Below are 22,179 nucleotides of genomic sequence, written 5' to 3' on the forward strand. Positions count from 1 at the left end.
TTTTGATGGCGTGTCGCCCTTTCTCTTTGCGGTGCGACAACGGCCGATTTGCGATGTTGGTTTGGCGATCAGGCCGACGCCGCACTCGGCTCTGCGCGCGACAACCGTTGCCGCACCATCTCAATATGGTTACGCAGCGAATACAGCTCGTCGTTGTACGACAGCGGCACGCTGATCTTGCCCACCCGTTGCTCCAGCTGGTTCAGCTCTTCCAGCAAGGCCGGTGCACTGGCCGGCGCCTGCTCATGGCGCTCCTCAATCTGGCGCAACTGCGCATACCAGCGAAAGATGCGCGAGCGTATGCGGAACTGGTACAGCGGCGGCACGATGCGGCTTAAGGGGAGCAGGATGGCGATGATGATGCCTAAGGCCAGCCACATGCGCTCCACCAGGTTGGCCAGCGAGAACGGCAGGTAGCGCTGCAGCAGCGGCACGCCGTTCTTGATGCTGCGCTCAGCTTCGGTGGCCAGTGGAAATTCGGCATTGGCCACGTTGGGGAACTCGTGCGCGCGGTTGAACCAGCCGGCGCTGCTGTGCAGCGCCAGCGAGGCTTGCGAGAACAGTTGCAGCAGGGCAGGGTGCACCTGCTCGCGCGCCAGCAGCGTGGTGGTGGTGGCGATCAAGCGCAGGTTTTGCGCCGGCACGTCGCCGGCCAGGTCCACCACGCCGCGCGGCAGCATCACCGGTGTCAGGAAAGCGAAGCGGCGCGAGTAGGCTTCGGCCTGGGCGAAGTTCATCAGCTTCACGCCCGGCGTGGCCAGCAGCATCTGCACCATCTGGGACTCGGGGGCCGAGGCGAACACGATGGCGTCCAGCTCCTTGTTCAGGAACGCCACGGTGGCCGGCGTCTGCTCCAGGTGGCTGAGGGTGATGCTGGCGGGGTCTATCCGGTTGGCTTCGAACAGCTTGGCCATCAGCGCCGGCACGCCGCTGCCGGCGGTGCCCACATTGACGCGCAGGCCTTGCAGTTGCGGCAGGGCGTCCAGCGCGGCGCTGGCGGCTTGGGCGGGTGCCGATGCGGCCCGCGCTTTGGCCGTCGGGCTGGCTGCAGGGGGCCTGTCCGCCGCCGGCCGGGGTGTCAGCCCCTGGTGGTAGAACAGCCAGACCGGCTCCACAAACAGGCTGCCCATGCTAAGCAGGCCGGCGTCTTCGCCCTCGGCCGTGCGGGTGTTGGCGCCGCTGCCGCCCTGCACGAAGCCGAGGTCGGCCTTGCCGTCCATCAGCATCTGCAGGTTTTGCGAGGCGCCCGCGCTGGGCAGCAGCTCGACCTGGATGCCGCTTTTGGCCAGCGCCTGGGCGTAGCGCTTGCCGAATTCGGCATACGCACTTTGCGCCGGGCCGGTGGCCAGGCGGATGTGGCGCGGTGGCATCGGGTCCAGCCACCAGTAGGCCAATGCCAGCAGCAGCACGGTCAGCACCGCAAAAGGCCCGGCCGACACCAGCAGGTCGCGCAGCGACAGCAAGGTGTACTGCAGGGCTTTGGGCATGGGGGGCAGCGGCGGGTGCTTCATCGCTTCAATGGGCCGGCAGGTCGGCAGCAGCCGGCCAGTGTTGCGCACCCACCGTGATGCCTTGCGCGTGGCGTATCGCGTTCACCACCGCCTGTGCGGTCACCTCGGCGGCCAGTGTGGCCAGCACCAGCGGGCTCAGGGTCTTGCCGCTGGCGCCGGTGGCCAGCGCGAACAGCGTGTCGCCGTCGAACTGCGTATGCACCGGGTTGATGGTGCGGGCCAACCCGTCGTGCGCCACCTGGGCCAGGCGCTGCGCTTGCGGCTTGCTCAACTGCGCATCGGTGGCCACCACGCCAATGGTGGTGTTGGTGGCTGGCAGCGGGGCCTGCGGCAGCTCGCCGGCCAGCACGGCACGGCGCACATCCAGCAGGTGTGCGCCGTCGGCACTGCGGGCGCCGGCCAGCACGCGGCCGCTGAAGGGCTCGTACACATCGCCCATGGCATTGCAGGCCACGATGGCCCCCACGGTGACGCCGTCCACCCGCACCGAGGCCATGCCAACGCCCCCTTTCATCGCCCGCTGCACGCCATACAGCTTGCCCACCAGCGCGCCGGCGCCTGCCCCCACATTGCCCTGTGCGGGCGCGGTGCGGCTGGCGGCCTGGCAAGCCTGGTAGCCGGCGGCGGCGTCAGGGCGTATGTGGGCGTCGCCCACCGGCAGGTCAAACAGCACGGCGGCTGGCACGATGGGCACCAGGCCGTGGCCGGTGGCCAGGCCAATGCCTTGCTCCTCCAGCCAGCGCATCACGCCGCTGGCGGCGTCCAGCCCCCAGGCGCTGCCGCCGCTGAGCAGCACCGCATGGGCCTGCTGCACCAGGTTGCTGGGGTGCAGCACATCGGTCTCGCGCGTGCCGGGTGCGGCGCCGCGCACATCCACACCAGCCACCGCACCGGCACGCGCCAGGATGACAGTGCAGCCGGTGGGGCGGCGGCTGTCGGTGAAGTGGCCGACCTCAATGCCGGCCACATCGGTGATGGCGCCGGTGTTGATGGGCTGCTCGCTGGCCATGCGGCTCAGGCCTCGCGCACGTCGGCCACCGGGGCGCTGCCGAAGTCGGGCCGCGCCAGGTAGGTCAGCACGCGGGCAGCGGCATCCTCCGGCGTGCTGAGCTGGCCTTTTTCCTTCAACTGGATGAAGTTGGCCTGGTCGGGGAAATGCTGGCCCGGGCTCTGGCGCAGGTGGGTTTGCATGTCGGTGTCGATGACGCCGGGGGCCAGCGAGCAGACCCGGGCGCCGTTGTCCAGCGGCGCCTCTTCCAGCGCCACGCAACGGGTGAAGTGGTCCATGCCGGCCTTGACCGCGCAGTAGGCCGCCTGCGACGCCATGGCACGCCGGCCCAGGCCGGACGAGATGTTCAGCAGCCGGCGCCGGCCTGGCCAGGCCTGGGTGGCGCCCAGAAAGATGGCACTGAGCAGCATGGGCGCCTCCAGCCCCACGCGCAGGGCACCGGAAAGGTCATGGCTGTCGCCCCGGCGCAGCGGGCCGATCTGCGGCAGCGCGGCGGCGTTGTTGATCAGCGTGGCGCTGGCGTAAGCGCGGCCGTCCTGCCCGGTCAGCCATTGGCCCAACTGCTGCACAGCGGTGTGGGGCTGTTCCAGGTCCAGCGGCCACTGATGCAGCGCGGCGCGCTGGTTGTCGGCCAGTATCTGCAGCTCGTTGTTGACGCGGCGCGAGATGCACACCAAGGTGTGCTCGGCCGCCAGCAATTGCCTGGCCATGGCCAGGCCCATGCCGCGCGAGGCGCCGGTGAGGATGTACAGGTGCTGGGGCATGAGGACTCCTGAGCCGTGGACGGATGGCCTATTGTGCGACAGCGCGCGAGCAGCGTGGCTGTCGCCGATGTTCAGAACGGCACCGGGCTGTGAAATTCCAGCGGTTGGCCGGTGACAGGGTGCGCCAACTTCAGGGCTGCCGCATGCAGCAACAGTCGGTCTGCCGCTGCCTGGCCGTCGGCCGTGCCATACAAGGCGTCCCCCAGGATGGGGTGGCCCAGCGCCTGCAAATGCACCCGCAGCTGGTGCGTGCGCCCGGTCAGTGGCTCCAGGTCCAACCGGGTGGCGCCTGGCGCGCCGCTGGGCGCTTGCGCAATGCGCCAGCGTGTCTGGCTGGGCTTGCCGTTGACCGGGTCGATGACCCGCAGCGGCCGGCGCGGCCAGTCGGCGGCGATGGGCCGGTCGATCAGGTCCCAGGCATCGCTGCTTTGCGGCGGCACACCTTGCACCACCGCCACATAGCGTTTGTCCACTTCGCGCTCAGCAAAGGCGCGGCTGAGCCGCTGCTGCATTTCGGAGCCGCGCGCCATCAGCACCAGGCCTGAGGTGGCCATGTCCAGCCGGTGCACCACCAGTGCGTCGGGGAACAGGCGTTGGGCGCGCGTGCTCAGGCAATCCTGCTTGTCGGCGCCGCGGCCGGGCACGCACAGCAGGCCGGCGGGCTTGTCCAGCACCAGCAACGCCTCGTCGGCATACAGCACGTCCAGTGCACAGCGGGCCGCTGCGGGCTCAGCGCCCATGGTCAGATGTGTTGTCGAGTTTGCCGCTGCTGTCTTGCAGCAGGCGCTGCACCACGGCGCAGAATTCGTTGACGTCGTTGGGTTTGTGGATCAGCGCGTTGGCGCCCTCGCGCAGTGCGGCCGCCTCGATCTCGGCCGTCACATAGCCCGAGGCCAGTGCCACTGGCAGGTCGGCGCGCAGCGCCTTGGCCTGGCGCAGCAGGTCCACGCCGCTGTAGCCGGGCATGTTGTAGTCGGTCACCAGCAGGTCGTAAGCCTGCGGGTCGGCGCGCAGCGCGGCCTCGGCCGCATGCGGGTCGGAAAAGGTGCTGATGCGGTAGCCCCTGCGGCTCAGCACCCGCTGCACCAGGAACACCAGCGCCTGGTCGTCGTCCACGTACATCACATGGTGCTGGCCAGCGGCAACGGGCAGCGCCGTCGTGGGCTGCTCCGGCGCCTCGGTGGCCGTTTGGGTGGTGGCCGGGAAATACAGGCTGAACTCACTGCCCTGGCCGCGCTGGCTGCTGACCTGCACCGTGCCCTGGTGGGCGCGCATGATGCCGTGCACCACCGACAGCCCCAGGCCGGTGCCCTGGCCCACCTGCTTGGTGGTGAAGAAAGGCTCGAAGATGCGCTGCAGCAGCTCGCCGTCCATGCCCTCGCCGGTGTCGCGCACCGCCAGCCGCGCATAGCGCCCCGGAACCAGGTCCAGGCTCTGCGCTTGCGCGCTGTCGAGGTCCACTGCGTGCAGCGTGATGCGCAGGCTGCCGCGCTGCGCGCCCATGGCCTGCAGGCCATTGGTGCACAGGTTCAACAGCGCCTGCTCCACCTGGGTGACATCGGCCAGCACGGCCGGTGCGGCGGCGTCCAGCGCCAGCTCCAGCGTGATGCCGGGCGGCAGGCTGGTTTTCAGCAGGCGGGTGGTCTCGTGCACCACCTGGTCCAGCTGCACCGGTGCGCGCTTGGGCGGGTCGTTGCGGCTGAAGGTCAGAATCTGGCGCACCAGATCGCGTGCGCGCCGGCCGGCTTTTTCGATCTCCAGCAGGCTGTCACCGGTGTTGCCACCGGCCGCGCTGTCCTGCTTGGCCAGCTCCACATTGCCCAGGATGGCGCTGAGGATGTTGTTGAAGTCGTGCGCGATGCCGCCGGCCATGGTGCCCATGGCCTGCATCTTTTGCGACTGGCGCAGTTGGCCTTCCAGCGCCGCGCGCTGCGCCTCGGCCTGGTTGCGCGCCGTCAGGTCGCGCGCAAACAGCGTGATGACGTCGCCGCGCGGCTGGCGCTCGCGCGAGGCGCTGACCTCTACCGCCAGCGCGCCGCCGCTGGCGGTGCGCGCCTGGATCTCACCCAGCTGGCCCGAGGGAGACTGCAGCGATTCGCGCGCCACGTCTGGCAGGAAGCGCTGCAGCGGCTGGCCCAGTGCCTGCCCGGCCGGACAGCCGAACAAAGTGGCTGCCGCAGGGTTGAAGACGGTGATGCGCAGCTCGCTGTCCACGCACAGGATGGCGTCCAGCGACGAATTGATGACGGCGGCCAGCCGGTTCTCGCTCAGGTGCAACTCTTCGTTGCGCTGGCGCAGCGCGTCAGCGCTTTGCTCCAGCTCGCGGCGCTGGGCCAGCAGCGGTGTCTGGTTAATGACGCCGCAGATGAATTGGGCCAGGTCGTCCTCGGCGTTGTCGATGCGGGCAATGTGCAGGTCGCCCACAAACGTACCTTGCGCACCGTGCAGAAAGGCCACCTCGGTGGCGGTGCTGCTGCCGTTGTCCTTGGCCTGGGCCACCGCCTGCGCCACGCGGTCGCTGTCCTGCGGCTGCACCGTGGGCAGCAGGAAGTTCAGCGGTCGGTCGTTTTCGGTCGGGCGGAACAGCACCAGCGCCATGGCGTTGCTCTCGATCACCTGGCCCAGCTCGTTGACCACCATCAGCGCGATGGGGACGCTGGAAAACAGCGTGATGAAGCGCTCGGAAGCGCCCTCGGCCACCTGTTGGCTGTAGCGCAGCGCCTCGTTCTGCACCTCCAGCTCGGCCTGGTACTTGCGCAGGTCTTCCACCATCTGCGCCAGCGCGTAGCCGTCAGTCAGCATGCCTTGCTGGCTGGCGGGCGTTGTCGGCGTGGCGGGTGGGGTGTCGGCCTCGTCTGCGCTGAGCAGCCAAGGCCTGTCGTTGTCGCTGGCGCGTTGGTTCATGCCGGTGTTCTGCTGGCCACGGGCATGGGTTGCACCTTACTTGTTCTTCAGCTTGCCGCGCACCGGCACCACGGTGGTGACGATGGGCTTGGGCGCGTCGGTGGGCACCAGCTTGGGCGGCGCGGTGTCCTTCTTCGGCTTCTTGGCTTCTTTGTTGGACTTCTGGTTTCCTTTGGGCATGGTTTGCTCCGTGGTTGGGTTGGCCCGGCGAGGCGACGCAGGGGATTATCTACCAACCCAGGCGCGGGGCGCTGCGCCTGCGCCCGGCTACACCCTGTTCGCGCGGCTTACCTCGCCGCAGGCGGCGGCATCTGCGGGAACTGGCTGGCCGACAGCGGGCTGTGCGCCGAGATGTAGGCGCGCAGCACTTCGGCGTCGGTGAAGCCGGTCTCGGTGTAGCGTGGGTGGGTGGTCATCTTGGGATAACCATCGCCGCCGGTGGCGAGAAAGCTGCTGATGACCATGCGGTAGGTTCTGGCCGGCTCCAGCGGCTTGCCGGCAAGGGTGATGGCGGCCGGCTGGCCTTCGCGCGGTGTCAGGCGTATGCCGGCGTATTGCGGGTAGGCGCCGGAGGTCGGCGTCATCTTCTGCAGCACCGCCATGTAAGCCGCCACTTCGGCGCCGGTCAATTCCACCGTGGTGATGATGTTGCCGAACGGGTGGATCTTCAGCACGTCCTTGTAGGTGGTGCGGCCGCCTGGCAGCGAGTCGCGTATGCCGCCGGTGTTGGTGACGGCGAAGTCGGCACGGGTGTTCTCCATCATGGCGTGCAGGATCAGCTGGGCCAGCGCCGGGCGCAACTGGTTCTTGTAGTCGTGCTCTTCGTCAAACGTGCCGTCGGTGCTGCCGATGTCCACCAGCAGCTTTTGGGCGCCGAGGTCCTGGTAAGGTTTCAGCAGCGCCAGCATCTCGGTGTCTTCGGGGATTTCGGGCTGGTACAGGCGGGTGACACGCTTGCCTTCGGCGTCGCGGGTTTTTTCCTTCAGGTTGACGGGAATCAGCGTGTAGTTGACGAGCTTGAAGCTGCCGTCTCGGTATTCAAAGTCGGCCCGGCCCAGGTACTTGCCCCAGTTCTCGGCCTGCACGATCCAGGTGCCGTTTTGCCGCTCGGGCGTGCAGGGCGCGCCCGGCACATGGGCCTTTTCGCGCACATTCGGGGCCGCCATGCACACGGGCGTGTGGCTGTGGCCGCCCACCACCAGGTCCAGGCCCGGCACGGCGCGTGCCATTTCCACGTCGCCGGGGTTTTCCACGCCATGCTTGCCGTCTTCGTAATGGCCCATGTGGGTGGCGGCAATCACCACGTCGGCCTGCTGGCGCAGCTGCGGCACCAGTTGTGCCGCCTCGTCCATGGCCTCGCGGAATTCCAGGCCCTTGACGTTGTCAGGCGCCGACATCAGAAGCGTGCGCTTGGTGGTCAACCCCATCACCGCCACCTTGACCGGCCCCAGCTGGAACATCTTGTAAGGCTGGAACACCCGCTTGCCGTCGCGGTAGATGTTGGCCGACAGCAGCGGAAACGTCGCCATGTCGCGCTGCATCATCAGTGTGGCAAAGGGTTTGTCGAACTCGTGGTTACCTACCGCCATGCCGTCAAAGCGCAGCAGGTTCATGCCCTTGAAGTCGGGGATGGCCTGCTGCAGGTCTGACTCCGGCACGCCGGTGTTGATGTCACCTCCGCTGAGCAGCAGCGTGTAGCCGCCGGCCGCCGTCACCTCGGCACGAATGCGGTCCACCAGCGTCTTTTGCGCCGCCATGCCGCCCTCGCCATCGGCGTTCTTCCAGAAACGGCCATGGTGGTCGTTGGTGTGCAGCACCGTGATCTTGTAGGCCACGCCCGGTTGCGGGCGTGGGGCGGCTGTTTGCGGGGCTTGCTGGTTGCCGGCGCAGGCGGCCAGCAACAGGGTGGCGCCCAGCGCGGTGATGAAAGGGCGGCGCAGCCACCCGGAGGCAGAAAAACTCATGCCCACTTTATAGCAGGCGGGCGTTTCCGGTTTGTCGCTGGCCCAGGCCCTCAGGCGCCGGCCCAGACCACCGGTTTGCGCTGCGCCAGCCAGGCGTCGAACGAGGGGCTGTAGGTGTCCTCGATGCGGTTGCGCTTGACCTTCAGCGTCGGGGTGACGAAGCCGTTTTCCGGTGTCCAGGGCACAGGCACCAGCGCCAGGAAGGCCAGTTGCTCATGCGCCTCCAGCTTGCGGTTGACGCTGGCCAGATGCTGGGCCATCGCTTCCATCAGCCCGGCACGGCCCTCTGGCGTGGCGCCTTTGGCAATGGCATCGGCCGACAGCATGCAGATGGCAAACGGCTGCGAGTAGTTGGCGCCGGTGACGCAACAGGCCTCGATGGCGGGCTGGGTCACCAGCAGGTCTTCTATCGGCGCGGGCGCCACGTACTTGCCCTTGCTGGTCTTGAACAAATCCTTCACCCGGCCGGTGATGCGTGTCAGGCCCTGCGCATTGATCTCCGCCTTGTCGCCGGTGCGCAGCCAGCCGTCCTCGGTCAAGGCGCTGGCGGTCTGCGCCGGGTCCTTGAAGTAGCCCAGCATCACCGCCGGGCTGCGCATTTGCAGCTCGCCGCTGAGCGGGTCCACGCGCGCCTCCAGGCCGGCATAGGGCAGGCCCACGGTGCCAGGGTGGAAGCTGCCGGGCAGTGTGGCGTGCGAGACGCCGCAGTTTTCCGTCATGCCGTAGACCTCGATCAGGTCCAGCCCCAGGTCACGGTACCAGGCCAGCACCTCGGCCGGCATGGGCGCGGCGCCGCCGGCGGCCAGCCGGCACTGGTCCAGGCCCAGGCCTTTGAGGACCTTCTTGCGGATCAGGTTGCCGATCAGTGGCAGCGCCAGCAGGCGCTTGAGCTTGGCCGGCGGCAGCTTGGCGTGCACGCCTTGCTGGAACTTCACCCACAGCCGCGGCACCGAGAAGAACACGGTTGGGCGGGCGCGCTGCATGTCTTGCACGAAGGTGTCCAGCGACTCGGCGAAGAAGATGCGGCTGCCGTTGCGCAGCACACCCTGCTCCACCACCATGCGCTCGGCCACATGCGCCAGCGGCAGGTAGGAGATGTAGCGGTCATCGCCGTGCATGGTCACCCGTTGTGCCGCGCTCTTCAGCGCCCAGGACAGCGCGCTGAACTTGTGCATCACGCCCTTGGGGTTGCCGGTGGTGCCCGAGGTGTAGATCAGCGTACACAGCTCCTCGCCACCACGCACCGGTGCACCGGCCAGCGGCGTGGTGCCGGCGATCAGCTGGTCCCACTGCGGGATATCCAGTTTGGGGGCCAGCGGCAGCGCGATCTGTTGCACGCCCTCGGGGAGGCCCTCGGCCAACGCGTGGGTGTCGTCCAGCTTGCCGATGAAGCAGGCGCGCGATTCGCTGTGCTCCAGGATGTAGCGTAGCGCCTTGCCGTTGAAGGTGGGGTAGATGGGCACCGACACGTGCCCGGCCATCCAGATCGCCAGGTCGGCCAGTATCCAGTGGGCGCTGTTCTTGCCCAGGATGGCCACGCAGCTGCCGGCCGGCCAGCCTTGCGCCTTCAGCCAGGCCGCCATGCGGCGCACTTCGTCGCCTGCTTCGCGCCAGGTGATGTCGCGCACCGCACCGCCCCCTATGGGCTGGGTCAGGAAGATCTTGTCGGCGTTGTGCTTTTCCCAGTGGAAGAAGTACTGCAGCGGCAGTTCGTTGTCAGTGATGACGATGGGGTTGGTGGCGGTCATGGTGCAGGGTGGGTGACAGTCCTGCCATGCTGAAGGACGGCCAGCGACCCCACATCGGGAGTGACCCTATGCGGGATTGACCTTAATCAAGCCGAGTTCAATACACCGGCTTGGGCGACCAGAACTCGCGCGCCTGGTGCTGCAACTGCACACGCCGCTCGGCCAGCGGCAGCCAGCGGGTGCTGGCATAGGTGGCGCGGGTCAAAAAGTCCAGCAGGCTGGCATGGCGGCGCAGCACGCGCTTGACGCGGTGCTCCTTGATGGGGTTGAAGATGCCGTGGCGCGAGAACAGCTGGCTGGGGTTCTTGCGTATCCACAGCCAGGAGCCCAGCTCCAGTGTCATGGGCAGAAACACATGTGCAGCCGGCGCCTGGTCATAGGCGTGGTCCCACAGGTCGCCGTGCAGCAGGTACTGGCGGCTTTGCGGCTCGAAGCTGTAGTTGTGGTGCGGGATGGCCTCTTCCAGCATGGTCTTGAGCGCATACATCTCCGGCAGGTGCGGCATCAGCCGGCGCGTCTTGGCATAGGGGAACCAGATGCTGTCGTTCCAGCCATAGCCGGAGTGGCAGTCCAGCGCCAGGCTGAAGGGGCGGCTGGTCAGCTCCTGGCGCACCACCTCCAGCAGCGCGGCGCTTTCCAGCTCCATGGGCGCGCCGGGTTGGCCGCAGTACCAGGGCAGCCACGGTCCCAGCCGCTGGCCGCCGGCCAGAAAGGGCACGCGGTCTTCCGCGCGCTGCGGGCCGTTGCGCATCAGGTCGACGCCGTTGGGGTTGCTGCGCCTGCCGGCCCACATGCCCCAGGGGTTGACGATGGGCACGAACACCAGCCGCACCTGGCGCAACTGGTTGTGCAGCGACTCGTCCCATTGCACCCGGGCGATCAGCGAACGCATGTAGCTCAGGATGACCTGCGTGCCTATGCGCTCCAGCCCGTGGATGCCGCCGAACAGTCCCAGGCAGGGCGCTTGCGGGTCGTCGCTGCCCAGTGTGGCCATGTGGACGGGAAAGCGCCGCCCACGCAGGCTGGGCTCGGCCAGCACGCGGGAGCTGAAGCTGCCGCGCGGGTCGTCCAGCAGGGCCTGCAGTTCCTGCAGCTCCGGGAACGAGTCTGCGGAGGTGTCGTGAGGGGCTTGCGGCGTGCGCATGGCGGTATCTTGGCACATGCAGGCCCGGATGCACCCAGCGGCCATCGTGCTGGGCGGATTCCGGCGTTAAGATGGGTGCAAGAACAAGCCCGCCACGGCGTCTGAACGGAAATGTTGTCAAAACTGCAGTTGGGCGTGCGATCGTTGCGCAGCACCATGGTGCTGGGCATCGCGCTGGGCATCCTGCTGCCAGCCTTTGTGCTGGGCCCGCTGCTGGCGCGCGAGAGCCACCAGCGCGAGCTGGACCTGCGGGTCAGCGGGCTGCTGGCCCAGTACGCCAGCATGCTGGAGCAGGCCATGTCCACCCCGCTGTGGAACGTGGACCCGGCGGCAGCCAAGCCGTTTGTCGACTCGGTGATGCTGAACCCGGACGTGGTGGGCATCTCGGTGGAAGACGCGCTGCTGGGCCAGTTCGTGCTGTCCAAGCGTCCACCGCCTGCGGGTGGCCAGATCCTGCGCGAGAGCCGCCCCGTGGTGCGTGAAGGTTCCACCATAGGCCGCATCACCATCGAGATGAGCACCGGGCAGGTCGAGCAGCAGTTCCTGGCCGGCTCGCTGAAGGTGGCTGCCGCCCTGTTGGTGCAACTGGCCATCTCCTACTTTGCGCTGCTGATCCTGTTCGAGCGCCGCATGATGCGGCCGCTGCGCCAGCTGCAGGCCGACGCCGACCGCCTGGCCCATGGCGAACTGGCCACGCCGGTGACGGTGATGCGCCCCGACGAGTTGGGAGACCTGGCCCAGGGCCTGGACCACATGCGGGTGGAACTGGGTGGCCTGATGAAGCAGCGCGAGGTGCAGAACGAATCGCTGCAGCGCGAGCTGCTGGAGCGGCTGCGCGCCGAGGAGGCCTTGCAGGCTTCGCAGGCCAAGTTTGCCGCCATCTTCCAGGCCTCACCGATTGCCATGTCGGTGTCGCTGCGGCGTGACAACTACCGCATCATCGACGTCAACGAGTCGTGGACGCGGCAATTTGGCCGCATGCGTGACGCCGTGATCGGCCAGCGCGGTGACGATTTCGGCTTGTGGCGCAATCCCGATGACCGGCGAAACGTGCTGGGCGCGCTGGAGCAGCAAGGCGAGATCCACGATTTCGAGGCCTGGTGCGGCACCGGCGACGGGCAAGAGGACATCCTGTGCCGCATTTCGGGCCGGCTGATCGAGTTGGGTGACGAATCGGTGGCCATCCTGGTCAACGAGAACATCACCGAGAAACGGCGCGATGAGGAACGCATACGCGAACTCAACGCCAGCCTGGAGCAGCGCGTGACCGAGCGCACCCAGGCGCTGAACTCGGCCAACCAGGACCTGGTGGCCGCCATGAACACGCTGCGCGGCGCGCAGGACGAGATCCAGCGTTCCGAGCGCATGGCAGCCCTGGGTTCGCTGGTGGCCGGCGTGGCGCACGAGCTGAACACGCCCATCGGCACCTGCGTGACCATTGCCAGCACCCTGCACGACCTGAACCGCGATTTCGCCAACGAGATGGCGCGTGGCCTGAAAAAATCGGTGCTGGAGGCTTACGTCAGCAATTCGCGCGAGGCCACCGACATCCTGATGCGCAACCTGCGCGGCGCCGCCGAACTGATAGGCAGCTTCAAGCAGGTGGCGGTGGACCGCACCAGCGCCAAGCGCAGGACTTTCACGCTCGAGGCCATGGTGGCCGAGACCGTGACCACCATGGGCCCGGACCTGCGCCGCACCCGCCACGAGGTGCGCACCCAGATCGACCCCAGCATCACATTGGACAGCTACCCCGGCCCGTTGGGCCAGGTGCTGAGCAACCTGATCAACAACGCCGTGCTGCACGGGCTGGAGAACCGCGAGCACGGCCAGGTGACGGTGTCCGCGCGCCCGCTGGACGCCCAGGCCATGGAGCTGGTGGTGGGCGACAACGGCGTGGGCATCGCCCCGGCCAACCTAAAGCGCATCTTCGACCCCTTCTTCACCACCAAGCTGGGCCAGGGCGGCAGCGGCCTGGGGCTGAACATCGTCTACAACCTGGTGACCGACGTGCTGGGCGGCAGCATACGGGTGGAAAGTGAACTTGGCGAGGGAACGCGCATCATACTGACACTGCCGTTGAACGCGCCGGCCTCGGTGGACGAGGCACCGATTTCGGCGTTTTAATACCCCTACCCGCCGGCAAAGGCGACGAAAGGAGCTTGACCATGTTGATGGCTGCAATAGGTGCCTTGCTGGTGCTGCTGGGCTTGTTCTGCGGCGGCGTGCTGACGGCCGTGCCGCTGGGGCTGGTGGCCTGGTCGACCAGTGCCACGCTGTGGGTGATGTTCCCGCTGTTCAGCATCGCCGGCTATGTGGCCTTTGTCATGGGCGCCAAGACGCCGCAGATACGCACGCTGTCGGTGGCCATGTCGGCTTTGCTGCTGCTGCTGGCCGCCGCCGCCGCCATAGGCTTGGTGCTGGTGGCCGCGTCGGCGCTGACGACCGAGGCCAGTACGGCGCCGCTGTGGTATGTGCTGGTGATCGGGCTGGTGCTGGGGGGCGTGGGCGCTGCGACCATGCAGAAGGTTGGCGATCCTGGTACGGTCTGACTCGCTCCACCTTGGTTGGCGAGATCAGGCCACCGCGGCGCTCAGCTCCGCGGCTGTCCCCCGGGCCTTCGGCACTCCTCCTTGATGCCGCTGCGCTGAACGCCACGGCGACCTGATCCTGCTGGCCCTCTTGCTTCGCCGCACGACGAAGCGTCTGAGAACACGTTTGCCTATGCTGACATCCTCACACAGTCAGCACAGGAGTCCAGCGTGTCCGTGGTTTGCTTCATCCGTTACGAGATCGATCCCTTCCAGCGTGAGGCCTTCAAGGCCTATGCCGAGAATTGGGGTCGCATCATCCCGCGCTGCGGCGGGCATTTGATCGGTTACTTTCTGCCGCATGAGGGCAGCAATTACGAAGCCTGGGGGTTGATCGGCTTTGACAGCCTGGCGGCCTACGAGGCTTACCGCGCGCGATTGAAGACCGACCCCGAAGGCCGAGCGAACTTCGAACTGGCGCAGCGTGAGCGCTTTATCCTGCGGGAGGAGCGGAGGTGGGTGCAGGGCGTGGACGGCACGCTGAACTTGCCAGCCGGCGCGGTATGAATACCGCTAGCGTCAGTCGGCTAAAACCTTGGCTATTGAAGTTGACGGAGCAATGCGGTAGTCATGATTGCGCCGAGTGCCACGAGGCTACCGACTATTGCGATGTTTTGCAGCAGTTTTTTTCGCTGCAGTAGTCTGGTTGTGTCCGCAGGCCGCATTGCTGCCACTACGCTAGGCTTGGTGGATGCTGGGAAGTGTGCAATCCCTGCCAGACAATCCATGCCAGCCTGAATGACTCTGCTCATTTGGATGATCAAGGCATCTGAAAAGCTGTCGTTGGGAGTCCACCAGATAGTTTGCTGGCGATCTAGCGAAATCCTGAGTTGCTTCTCCAGCGCATCAACGAAGACCTCATCAAACGGGTCACCGTTCGGAGCCCGGGATTTCACCCACGTCAGCCTGCTGTTGTCCTCGTCATTGCGAGCTATCCCCTGAATGACAGGGTTCAGACCTGAGATCCCGAATTGCGCGGGCGTGACATCGTGCCCGCCTTTTGAAATCGGGACGAGATGAAACGCCATGGTCGTTGGACTGCCCGGGTATGCCGGTTTGGCCGGTCCCCGGGGTCAGAACGGCTCAGTCCGCTTGATCAGCCAAGCCAGCGCATCACCGCTGACCAGAGGACTCAAGCGCTCACGCACCGTCACGTGGTACTGATTCAGCCAGGCGATCTCATCCGCGCGCAGCATATCGCGCGCGATGCAGGTGGTGTCGATCGGGCACAGCGTCAGCGTCTCAAACGCCAGCATGGCGCCGAAGGCACCGTGCTCGGGGGTGTCCACCGGCACGTTGAGCACCAGGTTCTCGATCCGCACGCCCCACTGGCCTTCGCGGTACAGGCCGGGTTCGATGGAGGTGATCATGCCGGGCTCCATCGCGTGGTGGGCTTCGGGAATGGCCTTGCTGATGCTTTGCGGGCCTTCGTGCACGGCCAGGTAGTAGCCGACGCCGTGGCCGGTGCCGTGGCCGTAGTCCAGGCCTTCGGCCCACAGCGGCGCGCGGGCGATGCTGTCCAAAAAGGGCGATGGCGTGCCACGCGGGAACAGCGTGCGGCTCAGCGCCAGCGTGCCCTTCAGCACGGCGGTGTAGCCGCGCTTCTGCGCCTCGGTGACCGTGCCGATGGCCCAGGTGCGGGTGATGTCGGTGGTGCCGCCCAGGTACTGGCCGCCAGAGTCGATCAGCAGCAGGCCGTCGCCCTCGATGACGGCGTGTGAGGCCTCGGTGGCGCGGTAATGCGGCAGCGCGCCGTTGGCGTTGAAGCCGGCAATCACCGGGAAGCTCAGGTCCTTGAAGCCGGGGCGGCCGGCGCGCGCGGCGCTCAGCTTGTCGGCCACCGTCAGCTCGGTGATGCGCTCCTTGCCCAAGGCCTGTTCGAACCAGGCGTAGAACTCGCACATGGCGGCGCCGTCGTGCGCCATCACCTCGCGCACGAAGGCTGCTTCCTGGTCGTTCTTGCGGCTCTTGAGCAGCGTGCTGGGGTTGATGGCCTCCAGCACCGCCACCTCCTTGCCCACGTTCTGGCGCAGGCCGTAGGTGACGCGGCGCGGGTCCAGCAGCAGCTTGTCGCCGGCTTTCAGCGCGGCCAGTGCGGCGCTCGCCTGGGCATAGGGAGCCACGGTGATGCCGTCTTGCGCCAGGCGTGCGGTCAACTCCGTGCTGAGCTTGCCTTCGGCGATGAACAGCGTGCCCGTGTTGGCGTTGAGCAGCACATGGGCGATGAACACCGGGTTGTAATTGACGTCATTGCCGCGCAGGTTCAGCAGCCAGGCCACATCGTCCACGCTGGAGATGAAGTGCTGCGTGCAGCCCTGCTGGCGCATCGCTTCGCGCACCTGCGCCAGCTTGGTGGCGCGTGGCAGCGTGGCGTGCGGTGGCAGGTGTTCGAACACTGCGGCCTGCGGCAGGCTGGGGCGGTCGGCCCAGACCTCGTTGAACACGTCCACATCGGTGCGCAACTGCGCGCCGGTGGCGTTCAGCGCCTGGCGCAGCGCCTTCTCGGCCGCCAGGCCCAGCACCTGGCCGTCCACCAGCACGGTGCCGCCGCCGGCCGCTTCGCGCGCCAGCCAGTCGTTGTGCAGCGTGCTGGCGCCGGTGGGGATCTTTTCAAGCGTGATGCCGGTGCCGCGCAATTCGGCCTCGGCCTGCACCCAATAGCGGCCGTCGGCAAACAGCGCCGCCTTGTCTGGCGTCACCGCCAGCGTGGCCATGGAGCCGGTGAAGCCACTGGCCCATTCGCGACCTTGCCAGCGTGTGGGCAGGTACTCGGACAGGTGGGGGTCGCTGGAGGGTACCAGCACGGCGGCGGCCTTGTGGGCTTTCAGCGCGTCGCGCAGCAGCGCGATGCGCACGGTGATGGGTTTGGTGCGTGTGTCCATGGTTTATTTTAGCCGGGGTGCCTCGTTGGCGCTGGCGGCTGCACCGGGTATGGGGGCTTGCCGGCCCTTACATCTGGCGGAACAGGTGCACGAAGCTGCGGCTCACCGCCAGACAATCGCCCTTGCCCTTGAGCTGCACCTCGCCCGAGTCGTTGGGGCCGTGGCTGAACTGGCGCACGTGGTTCAGGTTGACGATGGCGGAGCGGTGAATCTGCGCGAACACGGCCGGGTCCAGCTCATCGGCCATCTCGCGTATGGTCTTGCGAATCAGCGCCTCGCCGCCCTCCCACACCACCAGCGTGTACTTGGTGTCGGACTTCAGGTAAATCACCTGTTCCACCGGTATCAACCGCACGGTGGCGCCTACCGAGGCCTTGATCCACTGCAGGCGCGGTGCCGGCGGTGCTGCCGGCATGCGCTCGCGCAATTGCGTGGCCAACTGGTCCAGCACTGCCTCCATGTCCGGTGGGGTCTGGCCGGCCGGGCGCAGCATGCGCGTGCGCAGCCGGCGCACCGTCTCGGCCAGGCGCTCTTCGTCGATGGGCTTGACGATGTAGTCGATGGCGCCCTGGCGGAACGCCTCCACCGCGTACTGCTCGTAGGCGGTGACGAACACGATCTCGGCGCGCGCGCCCATGCAGCGCGCCGCTTCGATGCCGTTCATGCCGGGCATGTGCACGTCGAGGAAGGCGATCTGCGGCGCGTGCTCGTCAAACAGCTCCACGGCCTCGCGGCCATTGCGCGCCTGGGCCACGATGGTCAGTTCTGGCCACAGCCGGGCCAAGCAACTGCTGAGGCGCTCGCGCAGCAGCGGCTCGTCGTCGGCGATCAACGCGGTGACCGGTGAACCAGGGGGGGTTGGGATGTCAGACGGCATGTTTCAACACGATCTCGGCCTTCAGGCCGTGCGGCGGCAGTTCGGTCATCTCCAGCTCGGCGCCGCCTTCGAAGAAGGCCTGCAGCCGTGCCCGCAGGTTGCTCAGACCGGTGCCAGGGGTGGCGGTCTCAGACATGCCCACGCCGGTGTCGGCCACCCACAGGCGCACCACATTGGCGCCGTTCTCCAGCGAGCGGCGAGCGCCGACCTCGATCTCGCCGCCGTCCTCGCTCGGGTCGATGCCGTGGCGCACGGCGTTTTCCACCAAGGTCAGCAAGGCCATGGAGGGGAAGCGCAGCGTGCGCAGCTCGGGCGCCACGTCCAGCTTGAAGCGCAGCCGGTCGGGCATGCGCATCAGCATCAGTTCCAGGTAGGACTGCACCAGCCCCAGCTCCACGCCCAATGTGGGCGCACCCTGGTGCAACTGCGGCATGGCCGCGCGCAGGTAGGCGATCAGGCTCTTGAACACCGGCGCGGCGCGCGGCGAGCCGCTTTCTATCAGCACCTGCACATTGGCCAGCGTGTTGAGCAGGAAGTGCGGCTCGATCTGGGCCTGCAGCAGGCTCAGGCGGGCGTCCGTCGCCTGGCGCTCCAGGCGCTCTTTTTCCAGCGTGAACTGCAGTGCATTGGACTTGGCCAGCGCATCACGCTCGCGGACCAGGGCTGCCGTGGTGACCAGCAGACCGGCTCCGCTGCCGCCAATGGTGACCCACCAGAAGCCGATGACGCGCGGTCGTGAACTCATGAAGGCCAACAGGTCACCGTCTACCGCGATCAGTTGCACGATCAATTCGGCCAGCGGCGCCGCCAGGATCACCGCCACCACCTGGGCCACCCAGGACGGCACGAAGGTCTGCTTCCAGGCGCCGGCGCCGGCGAACGCCACCAGCAGCACGGCAGCGACAAAGAGCATTTCCAGCAGCAGATGCGGAAAGGGGTCACGCGTGAAAGGGTTCAGCACCACCGCCGCCAGCACGGCCAGCGCCGTGGCCACGCCCAGGCGCAGCCGGTTGCGCAACAGCATTTGCCAGCAACGCTGGGCCAGGGGCAGCTGGGTGGAAGCGGGCATCTCAGGACTCATGGCCCAACCATACCAGTGCTGACGCCCCGGTCAACAATTTGGCCCGTTCAGCCGGGATGGACGGCGGTTTTGGGGGTGTGAGCAGCGCCAGGCGGCTTTACAGGCCCTATAAGCGTTTGACTGCCACGCTGCCTATGGAGTAACCGGCCCCGAAAGAGCAGATCACGCCCATCTCGCCGGATTTGAAATCCGCATGGTGGCGGTGGAAGGCGATGATGGAGCCGGCCGAAGCCGTGTTGGCGAATTCGTCCAGGATCACCGGCGCCTCCTCGGCCGTGGCGTCGCGCCCCAGCAGTTTGCGGGCAATCAGTTGGTTCATGCCCAGGTTGGCCTGGTGAAGCCAGAAGCGGCGCATGTCGCTGGGGGCCATGTGCAGATCGGCCAGGTGGTTGGTGATGTGCTCTGCCGCCAGCGGGCAGACCTCCTTGAACACCTTGCGCCCCTCCTGGTAGAACAACTGGTCGCGATCGTCGGGGTTGCGGTCTTCGGCGCGCGACATGTAGCCGGCGTTGTTGCGGATGTTGTTGGAAAAGCTGGTGAACAGCTTGGTGCCCAGGATCTCGAAGGCACCGGCCGGCGCATCGGCCAGCCGCTCCACCAGCACGGCGGTGCAGACGTCGCCAAAGATGAAATGGCAGTCGCGGTCCTTCCAGGCCAGGTGGGGGGAGGTGATCTCAGGGTTGACCACCAGCACCGCACGCGCCGAGCCGCCGCGCACCGCATCCACTGCCAACTGGATGGCGAAGGTGGCCGAGGAGCAGGCCACGTTCATGTCGAAGGCAAAGCCGTTGATGCCCAGTGCGGTCTGGATTTCCACCCCCATCGCGGGGTAGGGCCGCTGCATGTTGGCGCAGGCGCAGATCACGCCGTCCACATCGGCAGCGGTCTTGCCGGCACGCGCCAGCGCATCGCGCGCGGCGGCCACGGCGATCTCGGCCGTCAGTGACAGCTCGGTGTCGGGCCGGGCCTGCAGGCGAGGGCGCATGCGGGTAGGGTCCAGCACGCCGCTCTTTTCCACCACGTAGCGGCGCTTGATGCCCGAGGCCTTTTCGACAAACTCCACGCTGGAGTCGGCCAATGCCACCTCCTGGCCGGCGGCTATGGCTGAGGCCTTGCGCGCATTCTCCAGCTGCGCATAGGCGTTGTAAGCCTGCACCAGTTCTTCGTTGGTGATGATTTCCGGCGGGGTGTACAGCCCAGTGCTGCTGATGGCGACGCGATGCATGTTGTTCTAAGCCTCCTGGCGGTACGAGCGAGTTCCACAACGGGCGCCATTATGCGCGCGAAATGCGGCCAGCCCGTTGGCGTTGCTGGTGCAGTGCACCATGGCCGGGTGCGGCTGGGTATCATTGGTGGCCAGCCCGTCTGGGGCGGGAAAGGGGAAAGCCGTGAAGTCTTTGCTGATGGCCTTGCTGCTGGCCGTGGGTCTGAGCGCCTGCTCGGTGGCGACCCGCATGGGCATGCGCCCGGCCACGGCGCCCGTTTATCTGTTGCTGGGCGGTGAGCTGTACACCGGTGAAGCCCAAGGCTTCAACGACCGCCGCGCCAGCATCACGCTGCACACCGAGGCCACCCCACCGCTGACCTGCGCCGGCACGTTGGCCTTCACGGCCGAGCGCAGTGGCGTCGTTGAGCTGACCTGCAGCAACGGCATGCAAACGCGCCTGAACTTCGAGTCCACCGGCTGGGCCACTGGCTTCGCCTACAGCCCGGCCGGCGCCGAGCCCAGCAGCCTGACCTTTGGCCTGGCGCCTGAACCTGCCGCCGCCTACTTGCGCGCGCCCGCTGGCAAGAAGCTGGTGGTGTCGCCGCCCGAATCCCTGAAACTTGAGTAAACCGGATACCTGCCATGCCCAGTAGCCTGCTCGTCCTGTTGGACGACATTGCCACGATGTTGGACGACGTCGCCTTGCTGACCAAGGTGGCGGCGCAAAAGACCGCCGGTGTGCTGGGCGACGACCTGGCGCTGAACGCCGAACAGGTGGCCGGTGTGCGCGCCGCACGCGAACTGCCGGTGGTGTGGGCGGTGTGCAAGGGCTCGCTGCGCAACAAGCTGATCCTGGTGCCGGCGGCGCTGGCCATCAGCGCGCTGGCGCCCTGGGCCGTGACCCCGTTGTTGATGGTGGGTGGCGCCTACCTGTGCCTGGAGGGTTTTGAGAAGCTGGCCCACAAGTACCTGCACGCCTCGGCCGAGGAAGACGCCGCGCACGAGGCTGAATTGCTGCAGGCCATGGCCCAGCCCGATGTCGACCTGGTGGCGCTGGAGCGGCAAAAGATCACCGGCGCGGTGCGTACCGATTTCGTGCTGTCGGCAGAAATCATCGCCATCACGCTGGGCACGGTGGCTGGCCAGTCGCTGACGACGCAGTTGGCGGTGCTCAGCGGCGTGGCGCTGATGATGACAGTGGGCGTTTATGGCCTGGTGGCGCTGATCGTCAAGCTGGACGACATCGGCTTGTACATGAGCCGCCTGCAAGGCGAGGGTGGCTTGCGCGTCACATCGCGGGCGCTGGGTGTGCGTCTGGTGCGGGCCGCACCGTTGCTGATGAAGGGGCTGACGGTGGTGGGCACCGCCGCCATGTTCCTGGTTGGCGGCGGTATCCTGAGCCACGGCGTGCCGCCGCTGCACCATGCGCTGGACGCCCTGGCAGCAGGGGCCGGCATGGCATCCGGGTTGGTGTCGGTTCTGGCCGATGGTGTGGTGGGCATCCTTGCCGGTGCAGTGGTTTGGGGTGGCTGGCAAGCAGCATTGCGCATCAAGCGCTAGACTCGCCGTCTTTCTCGCCAACATAACCGAGGTGACTTGCCATGACGATTTCCATGTACGCCGCATCCATTCCCGTTTTCAAACAGATGCTGGGCTCTTTGTCGGCGGTGCTGACCAAGGCCGAGGCCCACTGTGTGGCCAAGAAGATCGACCCCGCCACGCTGCCCAATGACCGCCTGGCGCCCGACATGCTGAACCTGATCAAGCAGGTGCAGATCGCCTGCGACTTCGGCAAGAGCACACCCGCGCGCCTGTCCGGCGTCGAGGTGCCCAGCTGGGAAGACAAGGAGCAGACCTACGCCGACCTGCAAGCCCGCATCGCCAAGACGCTGGCCTACATGGAAACCTTCAAGCCGGCCGATATCGATGGCAGCGAGGCGCGCGAAATCGTCATCGGCGCCGGCACGCCGCGCGAGCGCCGCTTTGCCGGCCAGCCCTACCTGCTGCACTACAGCCTGCCCAACTTCTTCTTCCACGTCACCACGGCCTATGCCATCCTGCGGCACAACGGCGTGGAGCTGGGCAAGAAGGATTTCATGGGCACGTTGCCGGTGTAAGTTCGACCCGCCTCGTCGGCTTGCGGATGCTTGCTTGCCAACTGGGCTGGCTGGGGACCAGGCCGCCACGGCGCTCTGCTCCGCGGCTGTCCCCCGCGCCTACGGCGCTCCTCCTTGATGCCGCTGCGCAGAGCGCCATGACGACCTGATCCCGCGAACATGGTTGGTGTGTCAACGTGCCAACCTGACAATGCGCGGAATCCGGTGCCCGGTATTCGGTGTTCAAGCGTCACGGCCGCCAACGGCCCCGATGTCGCTGGGGCGCGTAGCGCAGCGGCATCAAGGAGGAGGGCCGAAGGCCCGGGGGACAGCCGCGGAGCTACGCGCTCCAGTGGCGTCGGCAGCTTGCGGAACCGCCGCGACTGAGCAGCGCGAAAAGT

At 67.0% G+C, this 22,179-nt stretch carries 20 protein-coding genes; 6 read left to right on the forward strand and 14 right to left on the reverse strand.

Features of this window, described 5'->3' with window-relative positions:
* Positions 1–68 precede the first annotated feature (68 nt).
* The 9 genes from AC1DX2_RS17550 to AC1DX2_RS17590 all read right to left on the reverse strand — a co-directional run bounded on the left by AC1DX2_RS17550 (position 69) and on the right by AC1DX2_RS17590 (position 11,044).
* A complete protein-coding gene (locus tag AC1DX2_RS17550; protein WP_477197637.1) occupies positions 69–1,487 on the reverse strand; it encodes a TAXI family TRAP transporter solute-binding subunit in 1,419 nt (472 codons plus the stop codon).
* A 28-nt stretch (positions 1,488–1,515) separates the two neighbouring features.
* A complete protein-coding gene (locus tag AC1DX2_RS17555) occupies positions 1,516–2,520 on the reverse strand; it encodes a P1 family peptidase (protein ID WP_477197638.1) in 1,005 nt (334 codons plus the stop codon).
* A gap of 5 nt (positions 2,521–2,525) precedes the next feature.
* Positions 2,526–3,284, reverse strand: coding sequence for an SDR family NAD(P)-dependent oxidoreductase (locus tag AC1DX2_RS17560; RefSeq protein WP_477197639.1), 759 nt, complete (start codon positions 3,282–3,284; stop codon positions 2,526–2,528).
* A 71-nt stretch (positions 3,285–3,355) separates the two neighbouring features.
* Positions 3,356–4,024: an RluA family pseudouridine synthase gene (locus tag AC1DX2_RS17565; protein WP_477197640.1), complete on the reverse strand. Its 669-nt coding sequence runs from the start codon at positions 4,022–4,024 to the stop codon at positions 3,356–3,358.
* A complete protein-coding gene (locus AC1DX2_RS17570) occupies positions 4,014–6,188 on the reverse strand; it encodes a PAS domain-containing hybrid sensor histidine kinase/response regulator (RefSeq protein WP_477197641.1) in 2,175 nt (724 codons plus the stop codon). The genes AC1DX2_RS17565 and AC1DX2_RS17570 overlap by 11 nt, the downstream gene beginning before the upstream one ends.
* 36 nt (positions 6,189–6,224) lie before the next feature.
* The gene (locus AC1DX2_RS17575) at positions 6,225–6,368 is read right to left on the reverse strand and encodes a hypothetical protein (RefSeq protein ID WP_477197642.1); all 144 of its coding nucleotides are present in this window, start codon (positions 6,366–6,368) and stop codon (positions 6,225–6,227) included.
* 107 nt (positions 6,369–6,475) lie between these two features.
* Complete coding sequence (gene ushA, locus AC1DX2_RS17580) at positions 6,476–8,152, reverse strand: bifunctional UDP-sugar hydrolase/5'-nucleotidase UshA (RefSeq protein ID WP_477197643.1); 1,677 nt, start codon at positions 8,150–8,152, stop codon at positions 6,476–6,478.
* 50 nt (positions 8,153–8,202) lie between these two features.
* The gene (locus tag AC1DX2_RS17585) at positions 8,203–9,900 is read right to left on the reverse strand and encodes an AMP-binding protein (RefSeq protein ID WP_477197644.1); all 1,698 of its coding nucleotides are present in this window, start codon (positions 9,898–9,900) and stop codon (positions 8,203–8,205) included.
* A 97-nt stretch (positions 9,901–9,997) separates the two neighbouring features.
* Positions 9,998–11,044, reverse strand: coding sequence for a DUF2817 domain-containing protein (locus tag AC1DX2_RS17590; protein WP_477197645.1), 1,047 nt, complete (start codon positions 11,042–11,044; stop codon positions 9,998–10,000).
* Between the two features lie 111 nt (positions 11,045–11,155).
* On the opposite strand from AC1DX2_RS17590, the gene AC1DX2_RS17595 reads away from it, so the two are divergent.
* From AC1DX2_RS17595 to AC1DX2_RS17605, 3 genes are all read left to right on the forward strand, one after another.
* On the forward strand, positions 11,156–13,171 hold the full coding sequence (locus AC1DX2_RS17595) for an ATP-binding protein (RefSeq protein ID WP_477197646.1): 2,016 nt from the start codon (positions 11,156–11,158) through the stop codon (positions 13,169–13,171).
* Positions 13,172–13,212: 41 nt separating this feature from the next.
* A complete protein-coding gene (locus tag AC1DX2_RS17600) occupies positions 13,213–13,596 on the forward strand; it encodes a hypothetical protein (RefSeq protein WP_477197647.1) in 384 nt (127 codons plus the stop codon).
* 210 nt (positions 13,597–13,806) lie between these two features.
* Positions 13,807–14,142 (forward strand): NIPSNAP family protein, encoded by a 336-nt coding sequence (locus tag AC1DX2_RS17605; protein WP_477197648.1) that lies wholly within the window; start codon positions 13,807–13,809, stop codon positions 14,140–14,142.
* 32 nt (positions 14,143–14,174) lie between these two features.
* Here the strand turns inward: AC1DX2_RS17605 and AC1DX2_RS17610 are convergent, their stop codons facing one another.
* The 5 genes from AC1DX2_RS17610 to AC1DX2_RS17630 all read right to left on the reverse strand — a co-directional run bounded on the left by AC1DX2_RS17610 (position 14,175) and on the right by AC1DX2_RS17630 (position 19,700).
* Positions 14,175–14,663, reverse strand: a complete 489-nt coding sequence (locus AC1DX2_RS17610; protein WP_477197649.1) for a hypothetical protein — start codon at positions 14,661–14,663, stop codon at positions 14,175–14,177.
* A gap of 45 nt (positions 14,664–14,708) precedes the next feature.
* Entirely contained in the window at positions 14,709–16,517 is a 1,809-nt protein-coding gene (locus tag AC1DX2_RS17615) for an aminopeptidase P family protein (protein WP_477197650.1), read from the reverse strand.
* Between the two features lie 67 nt (positions 16,518–16,584).
* Positions 16,585–17,394, reverse strand: a complete 810-nt coding sequence (locus AC1DX2_RS17620; RefSeq protein WP_477197651.1) for a LytR/AlgR family response regulator transcription factor — start codon at positions 17,392–17,394, stop codon at positions 16,585–16,587.
* Positions 17,384–18,475, reverse strand: coding sequence for a sensor histidine kinase (locus tag AC1DX2_RS17625; protein WP_477197652.1), 1,092 nt, complete (start codon positions 18,473–18,475; stop codon positions 17,384–17,386). Before AC1DX2_RS17625 ends, AC1DX2_RS17620 begins: the two co-directional genes overlap by 11 nt.
* Before the next feature lie 106 nt (positions 18,476–18,581).
* Positions 18,582–19,700, reverse strand: coding sequence for a beta-ketoacyl-ACP synthase III (locus tag AC1DX2_RS17630; protein WP_477197653.1), 1,119 nt, complete (start codon positions 19,698–19,700; stop codon positions 18,582–18,584).
* A gap of 163 nt (positions 19,701–19,863) precedes the next feature.
* Between AC1DX2_RS17630 and AC1DX2_RS17635 the strand changes: the two genes are divergently transcribed.
* Genes AC1DX2_RS17635 through AC1DX2_RS17645 form a run of 3 tightly spaced genes read left to right on the forward strand, consistent with a single transcriptional unit; the run spans position 19,864 to position 21,799 of the window.
* Entirely contained in the window at positions 19,864–20,310 is a 447-nt protein-coding gene (locus AC1DX2_RS17635) for a hypothetical protein (RefSeq protein ID WP_477197654.1), read from the forward strand.
* 14 nt (positions 20,311–20,324) lie between these two features.
* Positions 20,325–21,242, forward strand: coding sequence for a DUF808 domain-containing protein (locus AC1DX2_RS17640; RefSeq protein WP_477197655.1), 918 nt, complete (start codon positions 20,325–20,327; stop codon positions 21,240–21,242).
* Between the two features lie 41 nt (positions 21,243–21,283).
* Positions 21,284–21,799: a DUF1993 domain-containing protein gene (locus AC1DX2_RS17645; protein ID WP_477197656.1), complete on the forward strand. Its 516-nt coding sequence runs from the start codon at positions 21,284–21,286 to the stop codon at positions 21,797–21,799.
* Positions 21,800–22,179: the final 380 nt, after the last annotated feature.

The organism is Hylemonella sp. P2_B10 (assembly GCF_056404875.1).